The organism is Pseudomonas sp. EMN2, from assembly GCF_009650555.1.
GTDB classification, from domain to species: Bacteria; Pseudomonadota; Gammaproteobacteria; order Pseudomonadales; family Pseudomonadaceae; genus Aquipseudomonas; species Aquipseudomonas sichuanensis.
On the sequence record NZ_VZZR01000072.1, the window covers coordinates 1 to 16,800 of the forward strand.

The 16,800-nt window shown below is 64.8% G+C and carries 20 protein-coding genes; 13 read left to right on the forward strand and 7 right to left on the reverse strand.

Annotated features, from left to right (window positions below; genetic code table 11):
- The first annotated feature begins 217 nt into the window (after positions 1–217).
- Both rhtA and F6X61_RS20140 read left to right on the forward strand, forming a co-directional pair.
- Positions 218–1,105, forward strand: coding sequence for a threonine/homoserine exporter RhtA (rhtA, locus tag F6X61_RS20135; RefSeq protein WP_153788119.1), 888 nt, complete (start codon positions 218–220; stop codon positions 1,103–1,105).
- A 187-nt stretch (positions 1,106–1,292) separates the two neighbouring features.
- Positions 1,293–1,574 (forward strand): hypothetical protein, encoded by a 282-nt coding sequence (locus F6X61_RS20140; RefSeq protein ID WP_153788120.1) that lies wholly within the window; start codon positions 1,293–1,295, stop codon positions 1,572–1,574.
- 41 nt (positions 1,575–1,615) lie between these two features.
- Here the strand turns inward: F6X61_RS20140 and F6X61_RS20145 are convergent, their stop codons facing one another.
- Positions 1,616–3,418, reverse strand: a complete 1,803-nt coding sequence (locus tag F6X61_RS20145; protein ID WP_153788121.1) for an aminopeptidase P family protein — start codon at positions 3,416–3,418, stop codon at positions 1,616–1,618.
- 195 nt (positions 3,419–3,613) lie between these two features.
- Here F6X61_RS20145 and F6X61_RS20150 point away from each other — a divergent pair, with 195 nt between their 5' ends.
- Both F6X61_RS20150 and F6X61_RS20155 read left to right on the forward strand, forming a co-directional pair.
- Positions 3,614–4,726 (forward strand): DUF3182 family protein, encoded by a 1,113-nt coding sequence (locus F6X61_RS20150; protein ID WP_153788122.1) that lies wholly within the window; start codon positions 3,614–3,616, stop codon positions 4,724–4,726.
- Positions 4,710–5,480 (forward strand): S9 family peptidase, encoded by a 771-nt coding sequence (locus F6X61_RS20155; RefSeq protein ID WP_153788123.1) that lies wholly within the window; start codon positions 4,710–4,712, stop codon positions 5,478–5,480. The genes F6X61_RS20150 and F6X61_RS20155 overlap by 17 nt, the downstream gene beginning before the upstream one ends.
- Here the strand turns inward: F6X61_RS20155 and F6X61_RS20160 are convergent.
- Both F6X61_RS20160 and F6X61_RS20165 read right to left on the reverse strand, forming a co-directional pair.
- Complete coding sequence (locus F6X61_RS20160; RefSeq protein ID WP_153788124.1) at positions 5,459–5,839, reverse strand: antibiotic biosynthesis monooxygenase; 381 nt, start codon at positions 5,837–5,839, stop codon at positions 5,459–5,461. The genes F6X61_RS20155 and F6X61_RS20160 overlap by 22 nt on opposite strands.
- Before the next feature lie 133 nt (positions 5,840–5,972).
- A complete protein-coding gene (locus F6X61_RS20165) occupies positions 5,973–6,950 on the reverse strand; it encodes a GlxA family transcriptional regulator (protein WP_153788125.1) in 978 nt (325 codons plus the stop codon).
- Between the two features lie 82 nt (positions 6,951–7,032).
- On the opposite strand from F6X61_RS20165, the gene F6X61_RS20170 reads away from it, so the two are divergent.
- The gene (locus F6X61_RS20170; RefSeq protein WP_153788126.1) at positions 7,033–7,581 is read left to right on the forward strand and encodes a cysteine hydrolase family protein; all 549 of its coding nucleotides are present in this window, start codon (positions 7,033–7,035) and stop codon (positions 7,579–7,581) included.
- A gap of 4 nt (positions 7,582–7,585) precedes the next feature.
- Here F6X61_RS20170 and F6X61_RS20175 read toward each other — a convergent pair whose 3' ends face one another.
- The gene (locus tag F6X61_RS20175) at positions 7,586–8,149 is read right to left on the reverse strand and encodes a helix-turn-helix domain-containing protein (protein ID WP_153788127.1); all 564 of its coding nucleotides are present in this window, start codon (positions 8,147–8,149) and stop codon (positions 7,586–7,588) included.
- Positions 8,150–8,233: 84 nt separating this feature from the next.
- Here F6X61_RS20175 and F6X61_RS20180 point away from each other — a divergent pair, with 84 nt between their 5' ends.
- The 7 genes from F6X61_RS20180 to F6X61_RS20210 all read left to right on the forward strand — a co-directional run bounded on the left by F6X61_RS20180 (position 8,234) and on the right by F6X61_RS20210 (position 15,385).
- Positions 8,234–9,178: a DMT family transporter gene (locus tag F6X61_RS20180; protein ID WP_153788128.1), complete on the forward strand. Its 945-nt coding sequence runs from the start codon at positions 8,234–8,236 to the stop codon at positions 9,176–9,178.
- Between the two features lie 149 nt (positions 9,179–9,327).
- Positions 9,328–12,243 carry a monovalent cation/H+ antiporter subunit A gene (locus F6X61_RS20185; protein ID WP_153788129.1) on the forward strand — a complete coding sequence of 972 codons (2,916 nt, stop codon included), beginning with the start codon at positions 9,328–9,330 and terminating at the stop codon, positions 12,241–12,243.
- Positions 12,243–12,587: a Na+/H+ antiporter subunit C gene (locus F6X61_RS20190; RefSeq protein WP_003250128.1), complete on the forward strand. Its 345-nt coding sequence runs from the start codon at positions 12,243–12,245 to the stop codon at positions 12,585–12,587. Before F6X61_RS20185 ends, F6X61_RS20190 begins: the two co-directional genes overlap by 1 nt.
- On the forward strand, positions 12,584–14,263 hold the full coding sequence (locus F6X61_RS20195) for a monovalent cation/H+ antiporter subunit D (RefSeq protein WP_153788130.1): 1,680 nt from the start codon (positions 12,584–12,586) through the stop codon (positions 14,261–14,263). The genes F6X61_RS20190 and F6X61_RS20195 overlap by 4 nt, the downstream gene beginning before the upstream one ends.
- Positions 14,260–14,748, forward strand: a complete 489-nt coding sequence (locus F6X61_RS20200; RefSeq protein WP_110994580.1) for a Na+/H+ antiporter subunit E — start codon at positions 14,260–14,262, stop codon at positions 14,746–14,748. Before F6X61_RS20195 ends, F6X61_RS20200 begins: the two co-directional genes overlap by 4 nt.
- The gene (locus F6X61_RS20205; protein WP_110994579.1) at positions 14,745–15,023 is read left to right on the forward strand and encodes a K+/H+ antiporter subunit F; all 279 of its coding nucleotides are present in this window, start codon (positions 14,745–14,747) and stop codon (positions 15,021–15,023) included. The genes F6X61_RS20200 and F6X61_RS20205 overlap by 4 nt, the downstream gene beginning before the upstream one ends.
- Positions 15,020–15,385: a Na+/H+ antiporter subunit G gene (locus F6X61_RS20210; RefSeq protein ID WP_153788131.1), complete on the forward strand. Its 366-nt coding sequence runs from the start codon at positions 15,020–15,022 to the stop codon at positions 15,383–15,385. Before F6X61_RS20205 ends, F6X61_RS20210 begins: the two co-directional genes overlap by 4 nt.
- Before the next feature lie 13 nt (positions 15,386–15,398).
- Here the strand turns inward: F6X61_RS20210 and F6X61_RS20215 are convergent, their stop codons facing one another.
- Both F6X61_RS20215 and F6X61_RS20220 read right to left on the reverse strand, forming a co-directional pair.
- Entirely contained in the window at positions 15,399–15,608 is a 210-nt protein-coding gene (locus F6X61_RS20215) for a hypothetical protein (protein ID WP_110994577.1), read from the reverse strand.
- Positions 15,605–16,075, reverse strand: coding sequence for a hypothetical protein (locus F6X61_RS20220; RefSeq protein ID WP_153788132.1), 471 nt, complete (start codon positions 16,073–16,075; stop codon positions 15,605–15,607). The genes F6X61_RS20215 and F6X61_RS20220 overlap by 4 nt, the downstream gene beginning before the upstream one ends.
- 314 nt (positions 16,076–16,389) lie before the next feature.
- Here F6X61_RS20220 and F6X61_RS20225 point away from each other — a divergent pair, with 314 nt between their 5' ends.
- On the forward strand, positions 16,390–16,587 hold the full coding sequence (locus tag F6X61_RS20225; protein WP_153788133.1) for a hypothetical protein: 198 nt from the start codon (positions 16,390–16,392) through the stop codon (positions 16,585–16,587).
- A gap of 5 nt (positions 16,588–16,592) precedes the next feature.
- Here the strand turns inward: F6X61_RS20225 and F6X61_RS20230 are convergent, their stop codons facing one another.
- Positions 16,593–16,787, reverse strand: a complete 195-nt coding sequence (locus F6X61_RS20230) for a hypothetical protein (RefSeq protein WP_153788134.1) — start codon at positions 16,785–16,787, stop codon at positions 16,593–16,595.
- Positions 16,788–16,800: the final 13 nt, after the last annotated feature.

The window sequence follows — 16,800 nt, forward strand, 5'->3', positions numbered from 1 at the left end:
AGGAGTTTTGCGTTCCGTTGTCGCTGGAAGTGGGGCGCATTATAAGGGGATCTGAAACCCCGTCAACCTTTAATTTCAGGAAATTGAAATATAGAGGAAACACCAAACCAGCAACGCCCGCTGTTCGCACGAACCATAACCATCCCTTGCACACCGCACCGCAAATTGCGCACTATATTGCTCACCCCGCCGCGCAACCATGGACCCTCCCCCTATAATGAACACCCCCCAACGCAGCCTGGCCGCCACCCTGTTCCCCATCGGCCTGCTGTTGATCGCCATGGCTTCCATCCAGTCCGGCGCCTCACTGGCAAAAAGCATGTTCCCTGTCGTAGGCGCACAAGGCACCACCACCCTGCGTCTGATCTTCGCCAGCATCATCATGCTGTTGCTGCTGCGCCCTTGGCGGGCACGGCTGGACGCCAGCACCCTGCGCAGCGTGATCATCTACGGCATGGCCCTGGGTGGAATGAATTTCCTCTTCTATATGTCGCTACGCAGCGTGCCCTTGGGGATCGCCGTGGCACTCGAATTCACCGGCCCACTGGCCGTAGCACTCTGGGCCTCGCGCCGGGCGCTGGACTTTGTCTGGATCGGCCTGGCGGTAATCGGCCTGCTGCTCCTGATCCCCGTCGGCCAGTCCGGCGCCAGCCTCGACCCGTTGGGTGCCGGCTATGCACTGGGGGCAGGTGTATGTTGGGCGCTCTACATTCTATATGGCCAACGCGCGGGCGCCGAAAACGGCATCCAGACTGCCGCACTGGGGGTGGTGATCGCCGCGCTATTCGTTGCCCCCATCGGCATCGTCCATGCCGGCAGCGCACTGCTCACACCGGCGTTGCTACCTGTGGCACTGGGCGTCGCGATTCTGTCGACAGCGCTCCCCTATAGCCTGGAAATGGTCGCCCTGACCCGCATGCCCGCACGCACATTCGGCACCCTGATGAGCATCGAACCGGCATTCGGGGCCCTTTCAGGCTTGCTGTTCCTGGGCGAGAAACTCACCACCTGGCAATGGCTGGCCATCCTCGCCATCATCACCGCATCGGTCGGCGCAACACTGTCGATGAGACGCGAAACAGCACCCGCCGTGGCCGCCGACTGATTTGAGAAATATTTGCATTTAAAACATGCCTGGCCTTGTACCGCTCCCGCGGGCTGATTAAGCTGTCACAAAATCATAATCAAGACGCTATCTACTTGGCTGCAAAAGGACGCAGGGAAATCTCAGGGAAGACTCGAAGCGCTGACGACAGGCCCAGGCATGTAACCGGGCCCGCATAAGGACAGGAATGAAACGTATTTTTCTCATCCTGGCCATCTTGGCCATTGCTGGATGTGCCGCGACTGCCAAGACCGAGGTGAAGCGGGGGAAGAAGGGCCTGCACATCAACTGCTCGGGCCTCTCTTCGTCGTGGGACAAGTGCTACAGCAAAGCCGCAAGCTCCTGTAGCAGCAAAGGCTATAAAGTCATCGCCCGCTCTGGCGACAGCGATGAAGAGCCCGGTGACTATATCTTCGGCATCAACCCCGCCGGCTATACCAGCCGCAGCATGATCGTGATCTGCAAGTAGATATGAAAAGGGCAGCCTCCGGGCTGCCCTTTTCGTTGCTGTCAGATCGGTGCCGTGCGTTGCTCCAGCCACGCCAGCGCATCACCCTGGAGCAGCGGCGATAGCCGCTCCCGCACAGTCTGGTGATAGCGATCGAGCCAGGCGATATCCTCGCTGCCCAGCCCCTCGCGCAGCAGGCAGCGAGTATCAATCGGGCACAAGGTCAGGGTTTCGAACTCGAGGAAATCGCCAAACGCACTGCTGCCCGCCTCGCGATTGACCACCAGGTTCTCGATCCGCACCCCCCACTGCCCTGGCCGGTAGGTGCCAGGCTCGATCGAGCTGATCATCCCCGACTGCATCGCCGTCTGTGGCGTGGCTGCCGCCTGATAGGCAATCACCTGCGGCCCTTCGTGCACATTCATGAAGTAGCCCACACCATGGCCGGTGCCATGCCCGTAATCGACCTGGTCGGCCCAGATCGGCGCCCGCGCGATGGCATCGAGCAAAGGTGAAAGAATGCCGCGCGGGAACTTCGCCCGTGACAGCGCGATCATGCCCTTGAGCACCCGCGTGCAATCGGCCTTCTGCTCATGGCTGGGCTCACCGATGGGCACCATGCGCGTGATGTCGGTGGTGCCCCCCAGGTATTGGCCGCCCGAATCGATCAACAACAGGCCATTGCCGTCGATCACTGCGTGGGACTGCTCAGTGGCATGGTAATGGGGCATGGCACCGTTGGCGTTGTAGGCCGCGATGGTCGAGAAGCTCAAGGATACGAAGCCAGGCCGCCGGGCACGCGCCGCACTCAGCTGCTCGTCGATGGTCAGTTCGGTGATCACCTGCTGCCCCTGGTGGGCTTCGAACCAGGCAAAGAATTCACACAGCGCCGCGCCGTCCTGCTCCATGGCCTTGCGGATGTGAGCCAAATCCCCCTCCCCCTTGCGTGACTTGCTCAAGGTCGTGGGGTTGATGGCTTCAATCAGCCTTACTTGGCGCGCAAGATGGTCAAGCAAGCCGCGAGTGACCCGCGCCGGGTCCACCATCAAGCTGCTTTGCGCGGGGATTGCCGCCAGCGCGCTGCCCACCTCGGTGTAATCGCGCACTTCGATGCCATCGGCGGCCAGCACCTGGCGCAAATGGTCGTCGACTTTGTCGCGGCCCACGAACAGGCAGGCTTTGCTCTGGCTGATCAGGGCGAAGGAGACGAACACCGGGTTGTAGGACACATCACTGCCCCGCAGGTTGAACAGCCAGGCAATGTCATCGAGCGTGGCAATGAAATGCCAGTCGGCGCCCTTGTCCTGCAGCGTGCTACGCAGTTCGGCAAGCTTTTGCGCGCGATTGACCGTGGCGTGCGGCGCCAGGTGCTGATACACCGGATTACCCGGCAGGGGCGGTCGATCAGTCCAGACCTGTTCAAACAGATCAAGATCGGTACGCAAGCTCACACCCCGGGCCTGCAAGCGCTCGTCCAGTTGACGCGCCGAAGCCAAAGCCATCACCGCACCGTCCACGGCGACCGTGCCCTGGACATGCTCGCCCAACCACTCAAGTGCCCCCGGCTGCCCGGGCCGCAGCTTCATCAGTTCAATACCGCTACCCGCCAGCTCTTTATCCGCCTGTTCCCAATAACGGCTGTCAGCCCACACCCCGGCGAAGTCCGCCGTCACCACCAGCGTGCCCACCGAACCGTGGAAACCGGACAACCATTGCCGCCCCTGCCAATGGCCCGGCAGGTACTCGGACAAATGCGGGTCGGCGGAAGGTACCAACAGGGCATCGACCCCCTCGCGGGCCATGACCTGACGCACACGGGCCAGACGCGCCGGTACGGTTTCCTGAAGGGGGGACTGACTGTTCATGCGCACTCCTGCGGACACATCTCGACTGATCCAGGCCGTCGATAATGGAACAGGCGGCCACCGCCCGCAATCTTCACGACGGGAACAGCGCCAGGTTTGCCCCATGCCCCCTGCAAACCGCCGATCAATCCCACTGAACTTTACCCCGCTGATGCCTTCACAGCCCATACATACTTCAGCGCACGCGAGGCCCCCATGCCCCACTCCCGCGAGCCGAAAACCGCTGTAGCACTGCTCGACACCCGCGAGCACACTTCGGAGCACGAACACGCCGTCCAGCTCAAGCTGGCCGACTGCCTTGCACAGTTGCTGAACCTGCCGCGAGCCCAACCTGGCCAACCACCAACCGGCGATGCCCACTACTATTACCTGGCCACCGATACCCTGATCGACCCGGCACGCTACGCACCGCTGGGCATCCACAGCGAACGCGACCTGTTCGGCGGATTGGTCAGCCACCCCTATATGGCCACCAAGGCCATCTCCCATCCGCTGCCCGCCGGGGCAAGCTTCCCGCCGGGCTGGACGGATGCGTTCGCCCAGGATGCCAGCAACGCCCTGCTGCGGGGCTACACCGTCTTCAGCAAGGATGACGCGCGCCGTGCCGCCGCGTTGCTACTGGACGAAGGCCGAATTCGCATCAAGCCCGTGCTGGCCTGCGCCGGTCGCGGCCAACAGGTCATCACCCGGCTCGAAGCATTGGAAACACTGCTGCAGCCAATGGACGACCAACAGCTCGCCGTATGGGGCCTGGTGCTGGAAGAAGACCTGAGCGACGTCGAAACCTTCAGCGTCGGTCAGGTTCGTGTCGCCGGGCTCACCCTTAGCTACCACGGCACCCAGCAGCTCACCCACGACCACGCCGGCACCGAGGTGTACGGCGGGTCCGACCTGCACGTGGTGCGCGGCGACTACCAACAACTGCTGCAGCTGCCGCTGGAAGACCCTCTGCGGCTGGCCATCACCCAGGCCATGGCCTACGAGCAGGCTGCCGAACGCCACTTCCCTGGCTTCATCGCCTCCCGACGCAACTACGACATCGCCCGCGGCACCGACCCGCGCGGCCACATGCGCAGCGGCGTGCTGGAGCAGTCGTGGCGCCCGGGCGGAGCCAGCAGCGCCGAGATCCTCGCGTTGCTGGCCTTTGCCGACGACCCGGCCCTGCAGCAAGTGCGCGCATCCACCCACGAAGTGTTCGGCGAAGCCCAACTCCCGGCCGACGCCACCCTTTTCTATCAGGGGCATGACAGTGAACTGGGACAACTCAGCAAATATGCACGGATCCGCGACCATGACCATCGAAAGTGAAACCATCGAGCTGGCCGTCGAAGGCGAAAGCATCGCCGGCACCCTGGTCAGCCCCGGCAGCAAGATGCCGGGCATCCTCTTCGTCCACGGCTGGGGCGGCAGCCAGCAGCGCGACCTGGCGCGGGCCCGACAGATCACCGGGCTGGGTTGCGTGTGCATGACCTTCGACCTGCGCGGCCACGAGAAGACGCAAAGCCAACGCCTGACCGTCACCCGCGAGCAGAACCTCGCCGACCTGCTGGCCGCCTACGACCGCCTCGCCAGCCATCCCGCCGTCGACCCCGCCGCCATGGCCGTCATCGGCAGCAGTTATGGCGGTTACCTGGCCACCCTGCTCACCCGCCGCCGCGCGGTGAAATGGTTGGCGCTGAGGGTGCCGGCCCTGTATTGGGACGATGAATGGAACAGCCCCAAGCAGGCGCTGGACCGTCAACGCCTCAACGCCTATCGCCTGCGCGCCTTGAGCCCGGCCGACAACAGCGCCCTCGCCGCCTGCGCGGAGTTTGCCGGCGACGTGCTGCTGGTGGAGTCCGAACAGGACGACTATGTGCCGCACAGCACCCTGATGAGCTACCGCTCGGCGTTCGTCAGCGCACACTCGCTGACCCACCGCACCGTCGATGGCGCCGATCACGCGCTATCGAGCGAAGAAAGCCAGAAAGCCTACAGCGCGATGCTGAGCGCATGGGTCAGCGAGATGGTCATCGGTGCACGCCTGGACCGCTACCCGCACTACGCGCCTTGGTACGCCTGAGCCTCGCCGACCTGGCAGTGCAGGCCGCCATCGGCACCCCGCACCAGGCTACGCAAGGTCTGGTAGGCCGCGAAGTTGACGCCTCGGGCCTGGTGTTGGCGCAACATTTCGAGGAACGGCTCCTCGACGAAGCGGCTGACGGCGGCCTCCCATACAAGGCGCGACTGCCATTGCAGGTATTGGAGCACCCGACAGCCGTCGTCACTGGCCTGGATGCTGACGCCCTGCAAACCTTCACAGCACTGCGCCAAGTGCTCGCTGCGCGCGACCAGTGCCTGCGCCAGCGCCTGCTGATGCCCAGGCGGGACGTCGTACTCGATCATCTGGGTGAACCACAGGGAATGGGCATTGACCACCATGGACTGTCTCCTAGCTTGGGCCACATGCAGCCCATTGGCGCGCAGGTTAAAACCTCAAGTTAACTCAAGGTCAAGGACTTTCTCCTTGAAGGCGCCCTCCCCAGTAACGGCGTGTCCACCGCACAACCAGCACTCACTCGCTGCCAACCGCGAACCGCCGCCGGTAGTCACTGGGGGTCATGCCGGTGAGGCGCTGGAACACCTTGCGAAAGGCGCCGGGGTCCTGATAGCCGACACCCCAGGCGATCTGGTCGACGCTGCGCCGAGTGAACTCCAGCAACCGGCAGGCGCGGCCAACCCGCACTTGCTGGGCATACTCGGTGGGACGCAGGCCGGTGGCGGCGCGAAAGCGCCGCAGGAACGTGCGCGGTTCAAGCCCGGCACAGCGGGCCATATCGGCCAGGCCGGCGTCACGGGCCTGTTCACCCTGCAACCAATGCTGCACCCGCAGCACCGCCTCGTCGCCATGCTCCAGGCGCGGGGTGAACAACGCCCCCGGCACGGGTGCCGGTGCCGGCTCCACCGCCAGGTAGCGTGCGGTCTCACGGGCCAGGGTATGGCCAAGGAAGCGCTCGATCAGGTGCAGCCCCAGGTCGGTCCAGGCCATCAGGCCGGCGGAGGTGACGATATCGCCATCGTCCAGCAGTGGCTGGCTGGTTGCCACACGCACTTTGGGGAAGCGCTCGCTCAAGGCCTGGGCGTAGTTCCAGTGAGTGCAGGCCGAACGCCCGTCGAGCAGGCCGCTGCCCGCTATCAGGAACACCCCGATGCACACCGAGGCCAGTACAGTCCCTTGGCCATGCAAGTCGCAAAGTGCGGGACGATGAGCGGCCAGCAGCTCGCCGGAAGGCGTGGCGGCCAGGCTGGGGGGAATCAACATGGCCCGTGGCGCATGCCCGGCCTGCGGCAGGCTGTCGTGAATCACCTGCAGTTGCCCGGCGGCATCGAGCTGCCAGTGGCTGACACGCAGCAGCGGCAACTGGTGCTCACCCAGTTCAGCCGCAACCCGGTTGGCCACCGCGAACAGGTCGGTCAAACCATGCACCGCCGCACTCTGTGCACCCGGGTACACCAGCACGCCGATTTCCAGGCTGTCAGTTTTTGCCGTCATTGTGTCGCTCGCGCCAATCCTCGATCCGATCGTTCAAGCCTATAACTATCAGCAGTTCATCACTACTGCCGCAGGAGGCACCATGAGCAAGCAGGCACTGATCATCATCGACATCCAGAACGACTACTTCCCTGGCGGCAAATGGGCCCTCGACGGCGCCGAGGCTGCCGCCGACAACGCCGCCCGGCTGCTCGACGCTGCACGTCAACGAGGCGACCTGGTGGTCCACGTGCGTCACGAGTTCGAGAGCAGCGACGCGCCCTTCTTCACCCCAGGCTCGGCCGGTGCCCGCATTCACCACAAGGTCGAACCTGCCAGTAGCGAGGCCGTGGTGCTCAAGCACAAGGTCAACAGCTTTCGCGACACCAACCTGAAGGCGCTGCTCGACCAGCACGCTGTCAAGGCGCTGACCATCGCCGGCAGCATGAGCCATATGTGCGTCGATGCCGCCACCCGGGCGGCCGCAGACTACGGCTATGACGTCACCGTGGCCCATGACGCCTGCGCCACCCTGCCGCTGGCCTTCGACGGCAAGCAGGTGCCAGCCGCCGAAGTGCACGCCTCGGCAATGGCCGCACTGGCCTTCGCCTACGCCAAGGTGGTCAGCACCGAAGAACTGCTCAAGGGTTGACCGCTCAGATCACCACATTGCGCACGAAGCGCACGGCCTGCTGGCCATCATTGCGATAGGCATAGCGGCAGTTGCTGGGGAACACATGAAACTGACCGGTCATCAAGTGGTGCTCGACGCCTTCGATGACCAGCGTCAATTGCCCTTCGGCGACGTAGATCTGCTCGCTCCAACCCGCCGCATCGGCCTCGCTGGCGTAGCACTCGCCGGGCGCCAGGGTCCACTCCCACAGCTCTGCCTCGCGCCGGGCCGGGCTGCTGCCCAGCAGCACCGCCCGGCTGCCTGGATGCTCACCGGCCCAGGCCAGCTCGTCGATGCGGCTCGGGTCGCGTTGCTCGGGCGCCTGGATCAGCGTGCTGAAGGCCACACCCAACGCCTCGGCAATCAAGTCGAGAGTAGTCAGGCTGACATTCTTCTCACCTGCCTCGATAGCCACCAGCATTCGCCGGCTGACCCCGGAACGCTCGGCCAGGGCCGCCTGGCTGAGGCCGGCGTCGCCACGCAGGCGACGAACATTCTGACTGACATGCTGCAACACCGAGGCACGGTGTTCGGTTTCTTTGTGCACTATATTGCTCACTAACAGGGGTTGCGCAGTATACTGCCCACTTTGCGGCGGATTGTGCGCCGCCCCTGCCGAGCACGCAAGCCCATGAGCCAAGCCACCCACAGCAAGCCCGCCGTCTCCTTCCGCCTGAGCAAGGCCGAGCTGGTGCTGGTGTTCATCACCATGCTCTGGGGCGGCACCTTCCTGATCGTGCACACGGTCATGAGCGTCAGCGGGCCGATGTTCTTCGTCGGCCTGCGCTTCGCCGCCGCCGCATTGTTCGTCGGCCTGGTGTCGGCGCGTTCGCTGCCTGGGCTGACCTTCACCGAACTCAAGGCCGGCATGCTCATCGGCGTGTCGATCATGCTCGGCTACGGCTTGCAGACCATGGGCCTGCAGACCATCAGCAGCAGCCAGTCGGCGTTCATCACTGCGCTCTACGTGCCGTTCGTGCCACTGCTGCAATGGCTGGTACTGGGCCGTCGTCCTGGGCTGATGCCAAGCCTGGGCATCTGCCTGGCCTTTGCCGGCCTGATGCTGCTGGCCGGCCCCGAAGGCGGCAGCCTGCACTTCAGCGAAGGTGAGCTGGTGACGCTGGTCAGCGCCGTGGCGATTGCCGGCGAGATCATCCTGATCAGCCGTTATGCCGGCAAGGTCGATGTGCGCCGGGTCACCGTGGTGCAACTGGCGACTGCCTCGGCGCTGGCGTTCCTGATGATAGTGCCGACCCAGGAGCCGCTCCCCGACTTCTCCTGGTTGCTGCTGGTCAGCGCCGTAGGCCTGGGCGCCATGAGCGCGGTGATCCAGGTGGCGATGAACTGGGCGCAGCAGTCGGTTTCGCCCACCCGCGCCACCTTGATCTATGCCGGCGAGCCGGTGTGGGCCGGGGTTGTCGGGCGCATTGCCGGCGAACGCCTACCGGGGGTAGCCCTGATCGGCGGGCTGCTGATCGTGCTGGCGGTGGTGGTCAGCGAGCTGAAGATCCGTCGCGGTGCCGAGGCCGCCGCCTTGCAGGACGAAGACCAGCGTCAACGTGAAGCCGGGCTGTGATACGGCCAACACCCGCTATGCTTTGTAAGAAACTGTTATAAAAAAACAGCTTGTCACAGCACATTTGTAGGATCCTGCAACCGCTTGCGTGTTGGTGATACACACCCCGGCACGTATGATCCTTGGCAAACTTCTCAGAACAGAACGCTATGTCATTGATTGTGCTATTGCTTCTGCCCTTCATCGGCAGTTGCCTGGCGGCTGTCCTGCCGCACAACGCACGCAACGCAGAGTCCATTCTCGCCGGGCTCGTCGCCCTGGTCGGCACCGTCCAGGTGGCGTTGCTGTACCCCCAGGTCGCCGACGGTGGCGTCATTCGCGAGGAGCTGCTGTGGCTGCCCAGCCTGGGCATGAACCTGGTGCTGCGCATGGACGGCTTCGCCTGGCTGTTCAGCCTGCTGGTGCTGGGCATTGGCACCCTGGTGTCGCTGTATGCGCGCTACTACATGTCGCCCCAGGACCCGGTGCCGCGCTTCTTCGCCTTCTTCCTGGCGTTCATGGGCGCCATGCTCGGCCTGGTGATTTCCGGCAACCTGATCCAGCTGGTGTTCTTCTGGGAACTCACCAGCCTGTTCTCCTTCCTGCTGATCGGCTACTGGCACCACCGCGCCGACGCCCGCCGTGGCGCCTACATGGCGCTGATGGTCACCGGTGCCGGCGGTTTGTGCCTGCTGGTCGGGGCCCTGCTGCTCGGCCATGTGGTCGGCAGCTACGACTTGGACAAGGTCCTGGCTGCCGGCGATACCATCCGCCAGCATGCGCTGTACCCGGTGCTGCTGCCCCTGATCCTGATCGGCGCCCTGAGCAAGAGCGCGCAATTTCCCTTCCAGTTCTGGCTGCCCCACGCCATGGCGGCGCCCACCCCGGTCTCGGCTTACCTGCACTCGGCAACCATGGTCAAGGCCGGGGTGTTCCTGCTGGCCCGGCTCTGGCCGGTGCTGTCGGGCAGCGAGGAATGGTTCTGGATCGTTGGCGGTGCTGGTGCCGCCACTCTGTTGCTCGGCGCCTTCGCCGCGATGTTCCAGAACGACCTCAAGGGCCTGCTGGCCTACTCGACCATCAGCCACCTGGGCCTGATCACCCTGCTGCTGGGCCTGAACAGCCCGCTGGCCGCCGTGGCCGCGGTGTTCCATATTCTCAACCACGCCACCTTCAAAGCCTCGCTGTTCATGGCCGCCGGGATCATCGACCACGAAAGCGGCACCCGTGACATCCGCCGCTTGAGCGGCCTGTTCCGCCTGGTGCCGTTCACCGCCACCCTGGCCATGGTCGCCAGCGCCTCGATGGCCGGCGTGCCGCTGATGAACGGCTTCCTGTCCAAGGAAATGTTCTTCGCCGAGACCGTGTTCATCAGTTCCACCGCCTGGGTCGAGGCCGCCCTGCCCGTGATCGCCACCCTGGCCGGCACCTTCAGCGTGGCCTATGCGCTGCGCTTCACCGTCGACGTGTTCTTCGGCCCGCCGGCCCAGGACTTGCCGCACACGCCCCACGAGCCACCGCGCTGGATGCGCGCACCGGTCGAGCTGCTGGTGCTCACCTGCCTGGTGGTCGGCATTTTCCCGGCGCAATCGGTCGGCCCGCTGCTGGCCGCGGCCGCCCTGCCGGTGGTCGGCGGCACCCTGCCGGAATACAGCCTGGCCGTCTGGCACGGCTGGAATGCACCGCTGATGATGAGCCTGATCGCCATGTGCGGCGGCATCCTCCTCTACCTGCTGCTGCGCAAGCAGTTGCAACGCGGCCGCTTCGCCAACCCACCGCTGATCGGGCGCGTCAACGGCAAGCGCCTGTTCGAGCAGGGCCTGGTGCACCTGATGTTGCTGGCTCGGCACATCGAGCGGTTGCTGACCACCCGCCGCCTGCAGACACAACTGTTCATGCTGGTGCTGGCTGCCTTCATCGCCGGTCTCATGCCGCTGCTGTACAACGGCCTGAGCTGGGGCGACCGGCCGAAAATCCCAGGCTCGGGGGTGTTCGTCGCGCTGTGGCTGATCGCCATCGCCTGCGCCATCGGCGCCGCCTACCAAGCCAAGTACCACCGCCTCGCGGCGCTGATCATGGTCAGCGTCTGCGGCCTGATGACCTGCATCACCTTCGTCTGGTTCTCCGCCCCCGACCTTGCCCTCACGCAGCTCGCGGTCGAAGTGGTGACCACCGTCCTGCTGCTGCTCGGCCTGCGCTGGCTGCCCCGGCGTATCGAAGGCGTATCGCCACTGCCCGGCAGCCAGGACCGCGCACGCCTGCGTCGCCTGCGCGACCTGGTGCTGGCGGTGCTGGTCGGTGGCGGCATGGCGCTGTTGTCGTACGCCATGCTCACCCGCCCCACGCCCAATGACATCTCGTCGTTCTACCTCAGCCGGGCCCTGCCGCAAGGCGGCGGCACCAACGTGGTCAACGTGATGCTGGTGGACTTCCGCGGCTTCGACACCCTCGGCGAAGTCACCGTGCTGGTGGCCGTGGCACTCACCGTATTTGCCCTGCTGCGCCGCTTCCGCCCGCCCAAGGAGAGCATGCAGCTGCCTGCCCAGCAGCGCCAGCTGGCGCCGGACGTGGTCACCGACCTGGTCAACCCGCGCCACGCCACCGACACCGCGCTGGGCTTCATGATGGTGCCGGCCGCCCTGGTGCGTCTGTTGCTGCCGATCGCCCTGCTGGTGTCGATGTACCTGTTCATGCGTGGCCACAACCAGCCGGGGGGCGGTTTTGTCGCCGGCCTGGTCATGTCCGTGGCGTTCATCCTGCAGTACATGGTCGCCGGCACCCAGTGGGTCGAGGCGCAGATGAGCCTGCGTCCGTTGCGCTGGATGGGCACCGGCCTGCTCTGCGCCACCCTCACCGGGGCTGGCGCCATCGGCCTGGGCTACCCGTTCCTGACCACCCATACCGCCCACCTGCACCTGCCGCTGCTGGGTGACGTGCACGTGGCCAGCGCGCTGTTCTTCGACATCGGCGTATTCACCGTGGTGGTCGGCTCGACACTGCTCATCCTCACCGCGCTGGCGCACCAGTCGGTGCGTGCCTATCGCCCGGGCAATCCCGGCAAATCCAGCCAAGCAGGAGCCGCCTGATGGAAGAAGTCATTGCAGTCGCCATCGGCGTGCTGGCCGCCTCGGGGGTGTGGTTGATCCTGCGCCCGCGTACCTACCAGGTGATCATGGGCCTGTGCCTGCTGTCCTACGGGGTCAACCTGTTCATCTTCAGCATGGGCAGCCTGTTCATCGGCAAAGAGCCGATCATCAAGGACGGCGTCACCCAGGATCTGCTGCACTACACCGACCCGCTGCCCCAGGCGCTGGTGCTCACCGCCATCGTCATCAGCTTCGCCATGACCGCACTGTTCCTGGTGGTACTGCTGGCCTCCCGTGGCCTGACCGGCACCGACCATGTGGACGGCCGGGAGCGTGACGAATGAGTGGGATGAACCAACTGATCATCGCGCCGATCCTGCTGCCGCTGGTGACTGCGGCGCTGATGCTGCTGATCGGCGAGAAGCACCGCTGGCTGAAGGCGCGGCTGAACCTGTTGTCGACCTTCACCGGCCTGGCTATCGCCGTCACCCTGCTGATGTGGGTGCGTACCCAGGGTCAGGCCGAGTCCATCGGCGTGTATCTGCCGGGCAACTGGCCAGCACCGTTCGGCATTGCCCTGGTGGTGGACCACCTTTCGGCGCTGCTGCTGGTACTGACCGGCATCGTCGGCAGCTGCGCGCTGCTGTTCGCCCGGGCCCGCTGGGACGGCGCCGGGGCCAGCTTCCACGCGCTGTTCCAGATCCAGCTGATGGGCCTGTACGGCGCCTTCCTCACCGCCGACCTGTTCAACCTGTTCGTGTTCTTCGAGGTGCTGCTGGCGGCCTCCTACGGCCTGCTGCTGCATGGGTCGGGCCGCGCGCGGGTCAAGGCCGGGCTGCACTACATCGCCATCAACCTGTTCGCCTCGTCGCTGTTCCTGGTAGGCGCGGCCATGCTCTATGGCGTGACCGGCACACTGAACATGGCCGATCTGGCGCTGAAGGTGCCGCTGGTACCGGAAGCCGACCGTGGCCTGCTGCATGCGGGCGCTGCAATTCTCGCCATTGCCTTCCTGGCCAAGGCCGGGATCTGGCCGTTGAACTTCTGGCTGGTACCGGCCTACTCCTCGGCCAGCGCACCCGTGGCGGCGCTGTTCGCGATCATGACCAAGGTCGGGCTGTATGCCGTGCTGCGCCTGTGGAGCCTGCTGTTCTCCGGGCAGGCCGGCGCATCGGCGAACTTCGGCGGCGAGTGGCTGGTGTATGGCGGCCTGGCGACGTTGGCAGTGGCCGCAGCCTCCATCCTGGCCGCCCAGCGCCTTGAGCGGCTGGCGGCGCTGAGCATCCTGGTGTCAGCCGGCACACTGATGGCCGCCATCGGCTTCGGTCAACCGGTACTGACCGGCGCCGCGCTGTTCTACCTGGCCAGCTCCACCCTGGCACTGTGCACGCTGTTCCTGCTGGCCGAACTGGTCGAGCGTTCGCGTTCGGCCAACGAGGCGCCGCTGGACGAAGAGGAGGATGCGATGCCATCGCCGCTGGAGTCGCTGCACCCGCCCAAGGGCATCAACCTGGACGACGAACAGAAGGCAGTGATCGGCCAGATCATCCCCTGGACCATGGCCTTCCTTGGCCTGTGCTTCATCGCCTGCGCCCTGCTGATCATCGGCATGCCGCCACTGTCGGGGTTTATCGGCAAGCTCAACCTGATCAGCGCGCTGTTCAATCCGCAAGGGCTGGGTGTCGCACCGGGGCAGCCGTTGGGCACCGCCGGCTGGACGCTGGTCACCCTGTTGATCCTGTCCGGCATGGCTTCGCTGATTGCTTTTGGCCGGGTCGGCATCCAGCGCTTCTGGAAGCCCGAGGAGCGCCAGTCACCCTTGCTGCGCCGCTATGAATGCCTGCCCATCGTCATCCTGCTGGGCCTGAGCATTTTCCTCAGCTTCAAGGCCGAACCGCTGCTGCGCTACACCCAGGACACCGCAGCCAGCCTGCAAGCACCCGACGCCTACATCCAGGCCGTCATGGCCACCCGGCCAGTGCCTGGCCCGACTACCCTGAATGCGCAGGTGCAACCATGAACCGCCTGTTCCCCGCGCCGCTACTGTCGCTTTCGCTGTTCGTCCTGTGGCTGCTGTTGAACCTGTCGATCAGCCCAGGCAACCTGCTGCTGGGCGCCGCCCTGGGCATCCTCGCGCCGATCCTGATGGCGCCCCTGCGCCCGCAGCATGCCCACATCCGCCGGCCACTGGTGGTCGCCCGGCTGATCGGCCGGGTGGGCATCGATGTGATCGTCTCCAACCTGCTGGTGGCCCGTGGCGTGCTGCGCGCCGGCAGCACCCCACCACGCTCGGCCTTCGTCCACATCCCGCTGGCGCTGCGCGATGCCCATGGCCTGGCGGCACTGTCGATGATCACCACGGTGGTGCCGGGCACGGTCTGGTCGGAACTGGCCCTGGACCGCAGCGTGCTGCTGCTGCACGTGTTCGACCTGGACGACGAAGCGGCGTTCATCGAGCACTTCAAGCACACCTACGAACGCCCGCTGATGGAGATTTTCGAATGAGCGGCCTGCTTGCCAACGCCGTCCTCGCCAGCCTGTTCATCTTTGCCCTGGCCATGGGCCTGGCACTGATCCGGCTGTTCCGCGGCCCCTCCGCCCAGGACCGGGTGCTGGCGCTGGACTACCTGTACATCCTGGCCATGCTGATGATGTTGGTGCTGGGCATCCGCTACGCCAGCGACACCTACTTCGAAGGCGCCCTGCTGATCGCCCTGTTCGGCTTCGTCGGCTCGTTCGCTCTGGCCAAATTCCTGCTGCGAGGCGAGGTGATCGAATGAGTGAAACCCTGGTATTGCCGTTCTGGCTGGAGCTGACGGTTTCGGCGTTGCTGCTTTTCGGCAGCCTGTTCGCCCTGATCGGCGCGATCGGCCTGGTGCGGCTGAAAGATTACTTCCAGCGCATGCACCCGCCCGCGCTGGCCTCGACCATCGGCGCCTGGTGCGTGGCACTGGCGTCGATCCTGTACTTCTCAGCGCTCAAGCAGAGCCCGGTGCTGCATGCCTGGCTGATCCCGATCCTGCTGTCGATCACCGTGCCGGTCACCACCCTGCTGCTGGCCCGGGCGGCGCTGTTTCGCAAGCGCACCTCGGGCGAGGATGTACCGGAGGAAGTCAGCAGCGGGCGCGACCGGGGCAACTGAACGGGTAGCCGGCTCAGCCGCCAGCCAGACGCTGCAGTTCACGCCGCACCATCGCCGCATAGGGCGGTGGGCTGAGCTGGTAGAGCTCGCCGGCTACCCAGGCCAGCCAGGCGCCCTGCAGTGCTTCGCGACGCGCCAGCAATTGCTCGGCCTGGGCAATGGCCTGGGCCTGGTGACGGCGGTGAAAGTCGGCACGCGAGCCTGGCGCCGCCAGGTCACTCATTCGCTGGCCTTGAAGGTGGTCAGTTCGCCCTTGCGCCATTTGGCGACCTTGCCGGTCACAGCCTTGAGCAGCTTGCCCAGGCCTTCCTGTACCTGTTGTTCCGCGGCGAACACCAACATCACGCCCTGCCCCTCGCGAAACACGATGCCCTCACCCTCGGGCACGCGGACAAAGGCATAGTCGCCTTGCCCGTAGACATTCAACTTGATCTCACGAAAACGCAGTTCCAGCTTGCCGCCTTCACGGCTGGGCAGCACCGCCGCGCGGAAGTGGTCGCCCACTTTCAGCTCCAGGCGCTGTTTGTCGTCGACCACCATGGCACCGTCGGGGTCGATCTCGGCCATGTACAGGCCTTCAGGGTTTTGCTCGGTAACGTAGATGAACCGCCCGTTGAACAACTTGACCAGCTTGGCGCGCAAATCGCCCAGGGCAAACAACGCATGGGTATCCAGAGTACTGACTGCCAATGAAGAGCTCCTCACATCAATTACTACAGGCCATCACCCGGCCGCGTTATCGCGCCAGGTGCCAGCCTTTTCAAGTCAACGTCCACAGGACTTAGCAACCACACCACCGATTATCCACGCGAGACGGGCCAAGCGATAAGCAGGAAATTCTTCACTCAGCCATCGTTCGGGCGCGCGGGGTAAGCTTTGGCGTGATTCCATAATGGGAACCGTAATGTCTGACATCAAAACTGCCAGAAAAGATGCGACAGCCAGCGACAGGTCCCTCAAGGAAACAGGCCTGGCCTTCGGTCGCGCATTACAGGAGAACGAATATGCCCGAAAACACTGAAATCCGTCGAGAGGCGCAGCACATTTCCTTCAAGTTCACCCCGCCAAACCAGGCGCGCTTCATCGTCGTGCCTGCCGGTGTCGCATTCTTTCATATCACCGAAAGCACCACAGGCAGGGTCAGGGGCTTTCGCCAACGCCATCAGGACGCCTGCGAGCTGGCCCGCCAACTGGAAGGTTGACGCCCTCAGGCCACCTCGCCCCGCGCCAACTGCGCCAACCAGGCGGCCTGGCACTCCAGCGCTTCGCCACGGCTGGCAAAGGCGGTGCCACGCCGTTCGCCATTGACCAGTACCACCCAGCACACCCGCTTGCCCAACGCCTGCAAAGAGGCTGGAACACCTGTGCCGATCATCACTGCCACATCGACTTGGCTATTCATAATTCCCTCCGGA

Excerpts from the sequence above, each read along its gene's own strand:
- F6X61_RS20160 (WP_153788124.1), bottom strand. The coding sequence starts at position 5,839 with ATGGTGGTCAATGCCCATTCCCTGTGGTTCACCCAGATGATCGAGTAC.
- F6X61_RS20150 (WP_153788122.1), top strand. The coding sequence starts at position 3,614 with ATGCCCCACTCCCGCGAGCCGAAAACCGCTGTAGCACTGCTCGACACC.
- rhtA (WP_153788119.1), top strand. The coding sequence starts at position 218 with ATGAACACCCCCCAACGCAGCCTGGCCGCCACCCTGTTCCCCATCGGC.
- F6X61_RS20225 (WP_153788133.1), top strand. The coding sequence starts at position 16,390 with ATGCCCGAAAACACTGAAATCCGTCGAGAGGCGCAGCACATTTCCTTC.
- F6X61_RS20155 (WP_153788123.1), top strand. The coding sequence starts at position 4,710 with ATGACCATCGAAAGTGAAACCATCGAGCTGGCCGTCGAAGGCGAAAGC.
- F6X61_RS20190 (WP_003250128.1), top strand. The coding sequence starts at position 12,243 with ATGGAAGAAGTCATTGCAGTCGCCATCGGCGTGCTGGCCGCCTCGGGG.
- F6X61_RS20230 (WP_153788134.1), bottom strand. The coding sequence starts at position 16,787 with ATGAATAGCCAAGTCGATGTGGCAGTGATGATCGGCACAGGTGTTCCA.
- F6X61_RS20200 (WP_110994580.1), top strand. The coding sequence starts at position 14,260 with ATGAACCGCCTGTTCCCCGCGCCGCTACTGTCGCTTTCGCTGTTCGTC.
- F6X61_RS20145 (WP_153788121.1), bottom strand. The coding sequence starts at position 3,418 with ATGAACAGTCAGTCCCCCCTTCAGGAAACCGTACCGGCGCGTCTGGCC.
- F6X61_RS20215 (WP_110994577.1), bottom strand. The coding sequence starts at position 15,608 with ATGAGTGACCTGGCGGCGCCAGGCTCGCGTGCCGACTTTCACCGCCGT.
- F6X61_RS20205 (WP_110994579.1), top strand. The coding sequence starts at position 14,745 with ATGAGCGGCCTGCTTGCCAACGCCGTCCTCGCCAGCCTGTTCATCTTT.
- F6X61_RS20210 (WP_153788131.1), top strand. The coding sequence starts at position 15,020 with ATGAGTGAAACCCTGGTATTGCCGTTCTGGCTGGAGCTGACGGTTTCG.
- F6X61_RS20180 (WP_153788128.1), top strand. The coding sequence starts at position 8,234 with ATGAGCCAAGCCACCCACAGCAAGCCCGCCGTCTCCTTCCGCCTGAGC.
- F6X61_RS20140 (WP_153788120.1), top strand. The coding sequence starts at position 1,293 with ATGAAACGTATTTTTCTCATCCTGGCCATCTTGGCCATTGCTGGATGT.
- F6X61_RS20195 (WP_153788130.1), top strand. The coding sequence starts at position 12,584 with ATGAGTGGGATGAACCAACTGATCATCGCGCCGATCCTGCTGCCGCTG.
- F6X61_RS20185 (WP_153788129.1), top strand. The coding sequence starts at position 9,328 with ATGTCATTGATTGTGCTATTGCTTCTGCCCTTCATCGGCAGTTGCCTG.
- F6X61_RS20165 (WP_153788125.1), bottom strand. The coding sequence starts at position 6,950 with ATGACGGCAAAAACTGACAGCCTGGAAATCGGCGTGCTGGTGTACCCG.
- F6X61_RS20170 (WP_153788126.1), top strand. The coding sequence starts at position 7,033 with ATGAGCAAGCAGGCACTGATCATCATCGACATCCAGAACGACTACTTC.